This window comes from Paenibacillus sp. FSL H7-0331, assembly GCF_001956045.1.
This window is the reverse complement of sequence record NZ_MRTH01000017.1, coordinates 31,287-44,193: the sequence shown is the minus strand read 5'-3', so window position 1 is coordinate 44,193 and position 12,907 is coordinate 31,287. Positions and strand designations below refer to the sequence as shown.

Here is a 12,907-nt window from a genome sequence, read left to right as displayed (position 1 = left end):
ATGAACAAACATACTTCATTAGGGTCCAAAATTTTCGACGTGTGCAACATCGCGGTGCTGCTGCTCCTGATCTTTATAACGGTATACCCGATTTATTACATCTTTATCGTGTCGATCAGCGACGGCAATCTGGTAACGCGCGGTCTGATCAAGCTGCTTCCGATGGACATTACGTTTGATGCGTATCTGGTCGTATTTAAAAATCCGAAGATTTGGCAGGCTTACGGCAATACACTGCTGTATACGACTGTCGGGACGACAATCAACGTGATCCTGACAGCGCTATGTGCGTATCCGCTCTCCCGAAAGGATTTTTACGGGCGCAACATCTTCATCTTTATGGTTGCGGTCACGATGTTCATCAGCGGTGGTTTGATTCCGGTGTATCTGGTCGTCCAGAAGCTCGGACTTATCGATACGATGTGGGCGTTAATGCTGCCTACGGCAATCAGCACCTTCAATATGATTATTATGAAAACCTATTTTGAAGGGATTCCGGTCGCTCTGCAGGAATCGGCTTATCTGGATGGAGCCAACGAGCTGCAAGTGCTGTGGAAAATTATTTTGCCGCTCTCGCTTCCTGTTATGGCTACGATGGTGTTGTTCTACGCTGTACATCATTGGAACAGCTTTTTCCCGGCTTTGATTTATTTGAACGACAGCGACAAGTTTCCCGTGCAGGTGCTGCTGAGGAACATCGTCATAGCGGGCGAATTCGCTGATCAAACCGCGGATGTGGGCAGTGCATCATCCAATTTCCGTGTTGTTGCGACCAACTACAAGTTTGCGGTCATTATTATTACTGTGCTGCCGATCCTCGTAGCGTACCCGTATTTGCAAAAGTATTTTGTCAAAGGCGCGATGATTGGCGCTTTAAAGGGTTAAGCACCTTTACATTTCACATCCTTAATGAGAGGGGGAATGCTCCGGGATCACCGGGCACCCGGCTTCATTGCTGTTGCGTGCTCAGCATGCTTCAAAATTAACGCTTGATCCACACAAAGGGAGGTTTATCCAAGATGACTAAAGCATGGGTAAAAGGGGTTTCCGTATCACTGTCCACAATCATTGTGGCCACGGCTATTGCCGGATGCACGGGAACCGGCGGTAAAGAGGCAGCACCCGCTGCACCGGGAAGTAACGCAGCCGGAGCAGATTCAGGTAAAATTTCTGCCAAGGAACGGGAGATCACGATCGCTTTCCCGGAGCATCCGAATCAGCCTGTCAAAAATATGGCTCCGATCCAGCAGGAAATTCTCAAGCAGACGAACATCAAGCTGAAATTCGAAACGGTGCCAAACAGCAATTACAACGATAAGAAAAAAATACTGATCGCCACCAATAACTTGCCGGACATTATCCAGGTAGATATGGCCGATATTAACAGCTTTGCATCGACGGGCGTGTTCGTGCCGCTGATGCAATATATGAATAAGGGACTGATGCCCAATTTCAAAAAAGTATGGGATCAATACCCGGACATGGCGAAGCTGACCGCGGACGGAGACCTGTATGGCTTCCCGGCGATAGGCCGCAATGAGCTGAAGAATGGCTTCGGGCCGGTCATCCGTACCGATTTGCTGAAAAAACACAACCTACCGACACCTAAAAACTTTGACGAGCTGCTGACTGTGCTAGCTGAGCTCAAGAAGATTTATCCCGATTCGACGCCGTTCTCCGCACGTAAGGGAAGCGGACCTATCCACCAATTGTTCAAAACGATGTCTTATATGCTGGGCTCGGGAGTGGGCAGCGGCAACGGGATATATTTTGATAAAGATGTGAACGGCGGCCAATATGTGTACGGACAAGGCACGCCCGAATTCAAAAACGTACTGGCTTACCTGAACAAAGCCTTCACGATGGGGGTGCTCGACAAGGATTATGCAGTCGCGACACAGCAGCAGTGGACCGAGAAGCTGACCAGCGGTAAATCGTTCTTTTTTATGGACAACAGCGGCTTTGCGCTTGATTATACGAAGCAGCTGCAAAAGGCAGTTCCGGACGGCAAGCTTGAGCTCATTCCGATCCCGGAATATAAGCCTGGCAAAGCCAGAGCCGAATTTTACGCAACAACGATAACGAACGACAGAATTTTTGCGATCAGCTCCAAGGCCAAGGACCCGGAAACTCTTGTCAAGCTGATCGATTGGATGTACACCGAGAAAGCGTCCAACCTGATGAACTACGGTGTTGAGGGTGTCCACCATACATTGGACGAGAAGGGCCAGCCCAAGCTGAACAGCGATTATGTCATGAAATTTAAAGACGGCCAGCCTACCGCTTTCTATGCGATGTATTCCGATCTGGGCTCCGGCAAGCTGAGCTTTACGCCATGGTTCTCCAACTCCGAGCCGCAGGTGCAGGTAGAGAAGCTGACGGGCAACTGGAGCGACATGCATGAGCAGTTCTGGAAAACGATTGCCAATGACAAGGCTTACCATGATCCTTATTTGGAACCGCCGCTTACAAAGGAAGAGGCTGCTCGTGTCAAGGAAATACTGGTCAACCTGAACACGATGCTGGAGCAGGAATATGACAAATTTATTATGGGTGTCAAAAAGCTGGATGAATATGATGCTGTCATGAAAAAAGCCCGTGATTCCGGAGGCGCCGAGCTGGAAAAAATTTATAACGGCGCGTTAGCCAGATTGAACCAGAAGAAATAAGACAAGAGAGAGTGGAGTGAAACCATGAAGCTGAAGGAACAGAGCCGACAATTTGTATTTGAGGAGGATCGCCCGTTCGCCGCCTGCCACGCCTCGACGATCGTGACGCTGCCGAACGGCGATCTGCTGGTTGCCTATTTTGCCGGGAGCAAGGAGGGTGCGCCGGATGTAGCGATCTGGTGCTCGACGAGAACGGACGGTATATGGTCCAAGCCGCGAATGGTGGCGGACGAAGAAGGCGTCGTACATTGGAATCCGGTATTATTCCGCAAGACTGATGGACAAATCGTGCTGCATTACAAGGTGGGCAGCCCGATTCCGCAGTGGTATACAAGAATGATCGTGTCCGATGATAACGGTGAAACCTGGAGCGAACCGATTGAATTGGTGCCGGGAGATTCAGGCGGGAGAGGTCCGGTTAAGAACAAGCTGATCGAACTGCAGGATGGAACCTGGCTAGCTCCCGCCTCTATTGAAGCGGAGACTTGGGACGCGTTCGCCGATATCTCACTAGACCAAGGACAGACCTGGACGCAAAGCGCGATGGTGCCTGTGCTTCGACCTTCTGCTGAGGGTGGCAAGGGGCAAGAAGGAAAGTATCTTGTCCGCGGCAAAGGTCTCATTCAACCGACCATTTGGGAATCGGAGCCTGGCCATGTACACATGCTGCACCGCAGCACCGCCGGTTTTATTTACCGCAGTGATTCTTCGGACTCGGGCCGGACCTGGTCGCCTGCTTATCGAACGTATTTGCCGAATAACAATAGTGGCATCGATTTGGCGCGCATGGATGACGGAACGCTTGTACTCGCTTACAATCCGGTCGGCATGTACAATGGTCCGCGGATGCCGCTCCTGCTGAGCGTATCCACAGACAATGGCGAGAACTGGGAGCAGCTGATTGTGCTGGAGGGCGACTACCGTACCTATACGAAGCCGATCGAACCGGGGGAGTACTCGTACCCGGCCGTGATTGCCGAGGGAAGACGTATATACGTGACCTACACATGGAAACGGGAGCGGGTTGTGTGCTGGAGCCTGGAGCTGGAGTCGTAAAGAATCCCTGAACATTTAGGAGGTCTACCCATATGGCAACTTTGCCTGAATTGAGAGAACGGTTTAATCAGCCGCCTGCGGAATACCGTTCATTGCCTTTTTGGGCCTGGAATGATGAATTGCAGCAGGAAGAGCTGACGCGGCAAATTAAGGATATGAAGGCTCAGGGCATGGGCGGCTTTTTCATGCATTCGCGTGACGGGCTGGAAACGCCTTATATGGGACCCGAATGGATGGAAGCCATTCGTGAGTCGGTGGCTCAAGCGGAACAGCAGGGGATGAAGGCTTGGCTGTATGATGAGGATCGCTGGCCTTCAGGCTCTGCGGGAGGACAGGTTCCGGCTATAGGGGATGAGCACCGTTCCAAAGGGCTGACAATCGAAGTAGCACGGGGCTCCTTCCAGCCTGACGGTGCCATTGTCGCCGTATTCAAGGCGGCAATCGATGATATGAAGCTGCTCCGCTGCGAGCAGCTTCAACTGCCGGAGATAGCCGGTCCAGCCCCCCAAACAGCCACATTACTGGCCGAGGATGAAGTGCTGCTCGTATTCAGGGTCGAGGTATCAGCTCCGAGTGAATGGTTTAATGATCAGGCGCCGCCGGACAGCATGAACCCTGACACGGTCCGTGCCTTTATTGATTCGACCTATGAGGTTTATAAAGCTGAAATTGGCGAGCAGTTCGGTCGCACGATTGCCGGTATTTTTACCGACGAGCCCAGTGTGCATGACCGGCACAGCACTTATACGGCGGGGCGCGGCTGGATTCCTTGGACATCCACGTTTCCTGTCTACTTCGCAGACAAGCGCGGGTATGATATTCTTGAGCTGCTGCCTTACATTTTCTTTAACGGAGAGCAGTCCCCGCATGCACGGCATGATTACTGGCGGACCGTATCGGATAAATTTTGCGAGTCGTATTCCAAACAGTTAGGCGATTGGTGCGAGGATAACGGACTTGCCTTTACCGGTCACTTTTTGTGGGAAGGCTCTCTCGGAGTGGCGACACGGGTCGGCGGAGCTATTATGCCACATTATCGGTACCAGCATGTTCCGGGAATTGACCTGCTCTGTGAGCAGACCAACGAGCACTTAACCGTCAAGCAGTGTACTAGCGTTGCCAATCAATACGGCCGTAAGTTTACGATTTCTGAAACGTATGGCTGCACGGGCTGGGAATTCACCTTCGAAGGCCAGAAATGGGTTGGGGATTGGCAGTACGTACTGGGCATCAACCTGAGATCCCAGCATCTTTCCTTGTATTCATTAAAGGGCTGCCGCAAAAGAGATTACCCTCCCGTCTTTAATTACCAGAACAGCTGGTGGAAATATAATTATATCATGGAAGATTATTTTGCCCGGATCGGTTCGGTTATGAGCGAAGGGCGGCCGGTCAGGGATATTCTGGTGCTGCATCCGGCTTCAACGGCCTGGTCGATGCTCGGTACCAATCCTTATGGAAGCAAAAAACGCGGACTGGACCGTGACATTCCGGCTATTGACCAGTATGGGTTTGAATTTAATGATTTTTTACGTATTTTGCTGGGAGCTCATTATGATTTTGATCTTGGCGATGAGACGATTATGGCTGAGACAGGAGCGGTTCGCGATAACAAGCTTTTTGTGAATCTGGCAGGTTATGAGGTTGCCGTCATTCCGCCGGTACGCACGATGCTGCACAGCACGTATGAGCTGCTTCTCCGGTTTCTGGAGCAGGGGGGCAAAGTGGTTGCGATGACGCCATTCGCCACTATGATCGAAGGCAAGCCATTCGATGATCTGATCGGCCTATACGCCCATCCAGGCGTCACAATCGCATCTAGGCCGGAGGAGGTAATTGCCAAGCTGGAGGATATCCAACCACGGCCTGTACGAATTCATAATCGGTATGCCGCTGAAGCTTCCGAGCTGTTCATTTTGTTCAAGGAGGTTGAGGATGGACATACGCTGTTCGTCGTCAATAATGATCGTGATCAAGGTTATGAGGTGCGTATCGATATTCAGCTGATAGGCCGTGTTGAAGAATGGGACGCATTGACCGGGCAGATTACGGAGATCGATTCATGGATCGAACAAGATCGATTGTGCTTTAACACCCAATTCGGCGCTGCTGCTTCCAGGCTGTATATGATTCACACAGTCGACGCAAGCACCTTGAATGCATCAGCTTCATCTCCAAAGGCGTTATCACAATCCCAGTCTGAACCTATTCTCTACGCGGCGGCAGGTCCTGAATTCCGTTTTTCGAGGACGATGCCCAATGTGCTCACTCTGGATACATGTGAGTACCGCATGGGTGACGGCGATTGGTCGGAGGAAATGCAGGTGTGGTCAGCTCAAAGGGATATCCGCGAACTATTAAGCATGCGACAGGTCTATTATAATGGCATTACGCAGAGATATAAGTGGATTCATGAAGAGCATCCCCATAATGGTACGCCTGTCGGGTTCAGGCTGCGGTTCGATGTGACGGATCTGCCTGCCCAAGAAATTCGACTTGTGCTCGAAGGCTCGCAGCAGTTCCGTATCCTGCTCAATGGTCACGAGATATCCAATAAGGCTGTGGGCTGGTTCGTTGATAGATCGATGGATTGTATTGCGCTTCCTGGCATCAGGCAGGGCAGCAACGAGCTGGAGTTGTATGCTGACTACACGCAAGCGATGGAAATCGAGGACTGCTACTTGATCGGCGATTTTGCGGTCAATTTGTCGCGGAGCATCGTAGAAGAACCGGACACGCTCCGTACAGGAGATTGGTGCTTGCAGGGCTATTATCATTATAATGGAAGCATGATTTACCATATCGATTATATTCACCCGGACGATGAAACGGGAAAAGCCGTCCTGCTGCTGGGTGACCATTCTGCAGTCACTGTGGAAATCCGAGTGAACGGAGTTACTGCCGGGCACGTGCCTTGGAAAGCCGCCGATGGAGTCGATTTGACCCCTTATCTGAACGCTGGCAGTAATGCGCTGGAGATCGAGGTCATGGGCAGCCCGCGCAATATGTTCGGACCTTTTCATGAAGCGAGGGGACCACGGCAAGCTATGATCGGCTGGGATTCCTTTCGCAGGGAGGGCAATGAATTCACGCCCGGCTATATTGTGCAGCCTTATGGTTTGTTTGAACAAATCAAGATTGTTCAAATCCATTAATTGCCGGAAGCAAAAGAGAGGAAACAACGATGAACAACGGGATCATGCGATTCAAACAATTCCAGAGCAAGCAGAACCGATTATTTCTCAAAATTTTATCGTATTTCCTGTCTCTTTTGATTCCGATTATTATTATTGGCGTGTCCGAATATGCGTACTCGATCAGCATTATGAAAAATCAGTTTAACGAGCGGATTACCACCAATCTGGAATCTGCCGCGAATACGATAGATTTGTATATTAATACGACGCAGGAGACTGGGATCAATTTTTTATTTGATTATACCGTCATGAATCTGCTTATTCCCAAGGACCAACAAAGCCTGACCATCAAATCAGAGCTGTGGCGCTTGCCGCGCATTCTGCAAAGAAGCGAGAACATTATTAGCAATTTTACGGATTCAACCTTTGTTTACATTGATAATCAGGAGGTTTACGTCGGTGCGGGCGTTAACACGTTTAACTCCTACTTCAATAACATTTATAAGTATGAGAAGTACGACACGGCATTTTGGATAAATAAACGGAGCTCGACCAAAAGCATAGAGCTACTGCCGGTTTCCAGTGTGGTTCAGGAGCAGATGGCGATCAAACAGGTTGTACCTATCGTCATGACCAACCGGATTCAGAATCAGAATGCAGTGATGGTCGTCAATATTTCCGTTAATGCGATCGTCAATGCGTTGAAGGGTAATGCTGTTTTTGATTCCACTAACTTTGTGGTGCTGGATGGGAATCAGCAGATTATTTACGATGAGCAGGGACTGATGGATGGCTCACCGGAAAGATCGGCCTGGCTGCCTGCTTATCATGAACAAGGCGGAGCGCAGGATATCGAGATACAGGGAAAGCGCTATATGATTGCCCATATCAAGTCCAATTTATATGGTTGGGAATATTATTCGTTCACCCCGCTCAGTGAATTCAACCATCATACGGTTAATATTTTGCAAATGACGGTGCTGTTATCTATCGTGTTGATTGTGATGGGCATTATCTTTTCGTTCGTATTCAGCATTCGCATTTACAATCCGATTCGCAACATTCGTGATGTGATTGCCTTGAAAAGCGATTTGGGAAGCGGAGATCATGCAGATAATATCCATTCCAATGAGTTCGATCTGATCCGCCAAGGGATTGACCGTCTTTCCGACAGCAACCAGCAGTACAAGGTTAAATACGACAAGCATACAAGCGAGTATGTCGAGTATTCGCTGCTGTTTCTGCTTAAAGGCCACACCTTGAATCAGGAGGAAATATTACGAGAAACCTTGAAGGCGGACTTCGGCTTCACGCGTTCGGGCTTTATATGCTGCTCGGTCCATTTTGATTTTAAAGAGGCCTTTTACGAGGATATTCAGGATACCGAACGGATCTATGTAATCAATGGAATTAAAAAAATCATTTGGTCCCTGCTCGGTCGTGACCTGCCTGCTTACGTACTGGAGCACCGGATGCATCTGTTCGTCGGGCTTGTGAATGTGGATGAAGCACAGGAAACGGAATTGCTGTACGAGGCTTTTAACCGGATGCTCGGAATTTTCGAATATGACATACGGATGTATTACGATATCACAATAGGAATCGGCACCTTTTACACCAACGTCAATGATATCGGCACTTCTTACAATGAGGCGATGACGGCGCTTGGCAAACGTAATAAAGAAAAAAGGTTTCAGATTGTCGATTCCAGCCACATGTCGATCCGCAACAGCTACCAATATTCGTTGTACGACGAGCAGAAGCTATTAAATTATTTGAAGCTGGGCGACGAATCAGCTGTAAGTACTGTGCTTGAGGAAATTGTCGAAAATAATATGCGGCGCAGCATGTCCTACGAACATATGGGGCAGCTGTTTAAAGAAATGTATGTAACTGGTGTCCGCTTTTTAGCGGAAAAAGGCCGTAATGTTACGTTTCTGGAGATGGATCAACAGCTTCAGCAGTTCACAAGTCCCGCAATTGGGGATACGCTGACCGGAACGAAGGAGGAGCTGCAGCAGATTATTCAGGCATTTTACGCCCGAATTATTGAAGTGACCAAAGCGCAAAAAGGTCAAAGATCGGGCAACCTCGTCTCGCTTATCGAAAAATATATTCAGGAGCATTACACACAGGATCTGGGCTTGGAGCAAATAGCCGATGAAATGGGCGTTTCCGTGAAATACGTGTCTCGAGTATTTAAAGATAAAACCGGCGTATATTTGACCGATTATATCAATCAGGTGCGTATTGAAAAAGCCAAAGAGCTGCTGACCCGGACCGAGATGAAGGTCAATGATATTGCTGAAAGTATTGGTATTCACAGCCGGACCACGTTTTTGCGAGTGTTCAAAAAAGTAGAAGGCATCTCACCGAACGAATATCGCACTTTGTATAAAAAAACGGATTAGGCTGGCTGCAGTTCAGTCGAGTGTGACGGGCGGCCTGTTCGACATGGAGGTATTCTGATGGAATTTGATTATCCACAGCATAAAAAGCTGCGCGTAATTATCAATACCGACACAAAGGCGGAGGCAGATGATCAGTACGCCATCGTTCATGGCATTTTGACTCCATCCTTTGAGATTCATGGAATTATAGCAGCCCATTTTGGGGACAAAATTTCCCAAACAAGCATGCTGGACAGTAGGGGGGAAATCGATTTGCTGCTGCGGCTGATGGGAATGGAAGGCAGCATAAGGGCCGAGAACGGAGCTCCGCATCCGATGCCGGACGAGCTTACGCCGGTCGATTCAGCGGGAGCACGCCTTATTATAGAAGAAGCGCTCAAGGACGACGACCGGACGCTGAACATCGCTTTCTGTGGACCCTTGACCGATATGGCGTCAGCGTTACTGCTGGAGCCGGCTATCGAGGGCCGTAATATTCGCGTCATCTGGATCGGCGGTTATACATGGCCCGCAGGCGGTAGAGAGTATAATCTGGCCAATGATATCCATGCGGCCAATGTTGTTTTTAAATCCAGGCTTGAGGTATGGCAGGTTCCCTATAATGCCTATCGGATGATGCCGGTCAGTCATTCGGAGCTGATGGAAAAGGTGTATCCACACGGTAGGATCGGTGCCTATCTGGTCGAACAGCTGCTGGAATACAACAGCAGGAAAAAAGAAGCTATCGAATACCGCTCATTGGGAGATTCGCCTGTGATCGGGCTGATCATGTATCCTGAGGGCGGCAGATCGGAATGGCGGCCTGCACCGGAGATTGATCCGCAGATGCATTACATCCATAATGGCCGGTATCGGGCGATAAAAGTGTACGAGACGGTAGATCCGAGGTTTATTTTGGAGGATTTTTTCGCTAAAATTGCCCGTTTTGCCCGCAGCTCAAATGAAGGTTGATTAAATTTCATATTATCGTACGATAATGAAAGATGACAAAGCTTTTGGTGTCATCTTTTTTGTGTGATTAAGGAATCCTATCGAAACTTGCAAAATTTTAGGGATATGTATAAAGTTAATAGTAGGGAAAAGGTGGAAAGCTATGATCGCACCATCTGTTTGTTATTAGATATTGGAAAATGGGTAACATAACCTTATTAAAAATGGAGGAAACAAACATGAGTGCAATGAACTCGTTTCAAAATTGGTTATCCAAGGGTAAGACCAGTTTACAGGATTCTGTCAAGAAGTATAAAAACAAGGATCTTCTTGAAGCCATAGTTGCCGGATGCGCTGTAGTAGCTTCAGCTGATGGAAACATCTCTGCAGCCGAGAAGCAAAAGATGGCCGGTTATTTAAGTCATAGTGAAGAGCTGAAAGTATACAACATGACGGATGTTATCAATCGGTTTAATCATTATGCCGGCAATATGGATTTTGATGTGACCATTGGTAAGCAGGAAGCTCTGAGAGCGATTGCTCCGTTCAATTCCAAGCCGGAGATCGGCCGTGTTATTGTAGGGGTATGCTGCGCGATCGGTGCAGCTGATGGTGATTTTGACGAAACAGAAAAAAATGCAGTTCGCGATATTTGTAAGGTGCTGGGACTTAGCTCCGGAGAATTTGGTTTGTAAAATCTTGAAACCAACTATAGGCGAATGCCGTATTACTGGTGAAAGATTGAGATCAAGCGAATGGAGGTACTGATGAATGTCCATTTCATTAGTTAAAGGTCAGAAAATTGATTTAACAAAAGGACATGCAGGCTTATCCAAAGTTGTTGTCGGGCTTGGATGGGATGCGATTGAACAGAAAAAAAGCTTCTTTGGCGGCAAAAAGCCTGCTATTGATTGTGATGCTTCAGCCCTACTGTTGAATGCAAACAACAAGCTGGAGAAGAAAGAGGATTTGGTGTGCTTTTATAACAAAACAAGTGCATGCGGTTCTGTTGTTCACTCCGGAGATAATAGGACAGGTGAAGGTGATGGCGACGATGAGCAAATCGTTGTTGATCTGGCCAGAGTACCTGCTCATGTTCAGAAAATTTTGATGGTTGTTAATATTTATGACTGCGAAGCCCGTAAACAGGACTTTGGCATGATTAAGTCTGCCTATATTCGTGTATTTAACCATACGAATGATCAGGAGCTCGTACGATTTAATTTGACCGAGAGCTATGCTGGCAAAACAGCATTGATTGTTGGTGAAATTTACCGTAATAACGGCGAATGGAAATTTAATGCAATTGGCGAAGGCGAGCTAGCCGCACATATCGACTTGTTGGCCAGACGCTACACATAATCTTTGTACAAGCAACACCAAACCTAAAATTATAGAAAAGTGAGGCGAATTTTATTATGGCAATCAGCTTAACTAAGGGACAAAAGATTGATCTGACAAAAACCAATCCAGGTATGACTAAGGTGTTTATCGGTTTAGGATGGGATACGAACAAATATGATGGCGGTACCGCTTTTGACTTGGACGCTTCCGTGTTTACTTTGAATGCTTCCGGTAAAGCTGGGTCTGAGAAAGATTTTATTTTCTACAACAACCCGAAAAACGAGAATGGTTCCGTTGTACATACAGGAGATAATAAAACTGGCGAAGGCGACGGAGACGATGAGCAAATCAAGGTTGATTTGGCTGCAGTTCCTGCTAACGTCGAGAAAATTTCGATTTGCATTACGATTCATGAAGCTCAAGAGCGCAACCAAAACTTTGGACAAGTCTCCAACGCTTATGCGCGTATTGTGAACGAGGAAAGCAATGAAGAATTGATTCGTTACGATTTGGGAGAAGATTTCTCCGTCGAAACGGCAATCGTAGTTGCTGAATTGTACCGTAATAACGGTGAATGGAAATTCAGTGCTATCGGCAGTGGCTACAAAGACGGCTTAAACGGCTTGGTACGTGACTTCGGGCTTGCATAAACAATAATCCTGCTCATGTATGCCATGACATGGACAATAAGCCGCCTTGTAAAGGCGGCTTATTGTAAATAACGGAGATACCTAAATTCGGAGGGAGATATCCACATGACAATCAGCTTATCCAAAGGACAACGAATTGATCTTACCAAAACGAATCCAGGACTGACCAAGGTTATTGTTGGTTTAGGCTGGGATACGAATAAATATAACGGCGGTAATGACTTTGACCTTGATGCTTCAGCATTTATGCTCTATCAGGATGGTAAAGCCAAAGGCGTAGATGACTTCGTATTCTATAACAATCCGAAAACACCTAATGGCTCTGTTGTGCATACAGGCGATAACCGTACAGGTGAAGGTGACGGCGATGATGAGCAGATCATTATGGATTTCTCCTTAGTGCCTGCTAATGTTGAAAGAGTCGGGATCACCGTAACGATTCATGATGCACAAGCCCGCTCACAAAACTTTGGACAGGTATCCAATGCGTTTGTTCGCATCGTAGATGAATCCAATGGCAGAGAAGTGCTGCGTTATGATCTGGGAGAAGATTTCTCCGTTGAAACCGCAGTAGTCATCTGTGAATTATATCGCCAGGGATCGGATTGGAAGTTCCAGGCAATCGGTTCCGGTTTCTCTGGTGGTCTAGCTGCCCTTTGCAAAAACTACGGCCTTGACGCCAACTAAGCTTCGTAACTTAAAACGTAAGA

General features: G+C 47.9%; 10 protein-coding genes. All 10 read left to right on the top strand.

What is annotated here, in order from left to right; genetic code table 11:
• The 10 genes from BK127_RS23505 to BK127_RS23460 all read left to right on the top strand — a co-directional run bounded on the left by BK127_RS23505 (position 1) and on the right by BK127_RS23460 (position 12,884).
• Positions 1-885, top strand: coding sequence for a carbohydrate ABC transporter permease (locus BK127_RS23505; protein ID WP_076233970.1), 885 nt, complete (start codon positions 1-3; stop codon positions 883-885).
• Positions 886-1,019: 134 nt separating this feature from the next.
• The gene (locus BK127_RS23500; RefSeq protein WP_076233969.1) at positions 1,020-2,669 is read left to right on the top strand and encodes an extracellular solute-binding protein; all 1,650 of its coding nucleotides are present in this window, start codon (positions 1,020-1,022) and stop codon (positions 2,667-2,669) included.
• 24 nt (positions 2,670-2,693) lie between these two features.
• Entirely contained in the window at positions 2,694-3,725 is a 1,032-nt protein-coding gene (locus tag BK127_RS23495) for a sialidase family protein (RefSeq protein ID WP_076233968.1), read from the top strand.
• 32 nt (positions 3,726-3,757) lie between these two features.
• Positions 3,758-6,880, top strand: coding sequence for a glycosyl hydrolase (locus BK127_RS23490; RefSeq protein WP_076233967.1), 3,123 nt, complete (start codon positions 3,758-3,760; stop codon positions 6,878-6,880).
• Positions 6,881-6,909: 29 nt separating this feature from the next.
• Positions 6,910-9,273, top strand: a complete 2,364-nt coding sequence (locus BK127_RS23485) for a helix-turn-helix domain-containing protein (RefSeq protein ID WP_076233966.1) — start codon at positions 6,910-6,912, stop codon at positions 9,271-9,273.
• 57 nt (positions 9,274-9,330) lie between these two features.
• The gene (locus BK127_RS23480) at positions 9,331-10,224 is read left to right on the top strand and encodes a nucleoside hydrolase (protein WP_076233965.1); all 894 of its coding nucleotides are present in this window, start codon (positions 9,331-9,333) and stop codon (positions 10,222-10,224) included.
• Between the two features lie 227 nt (positions 10,225-10,451).
• Positions 10,452-10,898: a tellurite resistance TerB family protein gene (locus BK127_RS23475; protein ID WP_076234052.1), complete on the top strand. Its 447-nt coding sequence runs from the start codon at positions 10,452-10,454 to the stop codon at positions 10,896-10,898.
• A gap of 76 nt (positions 10,899-10,974) precedes the next feature.
• Complete coding sequence (locus tag BK127_RS23470; RefSeq protein WP_076233964.1) at positions 10,975-11,565, top strand: TerD family protein; 591 nt, start codon at positions 10,975-10,977, stop codon at positions 11,563-11,565.
• Between the two features lie 56 nt (positions 11,566-11,621).
• On the top strand, positions 11,622-12,197 hold the full coding sequence (locus BK127_RS23465; RefSeq protein ID WP_076233963.1) for a TerD family protein: 576 nt from the start codon (positions 11,622-11,624) through the stop codon (positions 12,195-12,197).
• 105 nt (positions 12,198-12,302) lie between these two features.
• The gene (locus BK127_RS23460) at positions 12,303-12,884 is read left to right on the top strand and encodes a TerD family protein (RefSeq protein WP_076233962.1); all 582 of its coding nucleotides are present in this window, start codon (positions 12,303-12,305) and stop codon (positions 12,882-12,884) included.
• Positions 12,885-12,907: the final 23 nt, after the last annotated feature.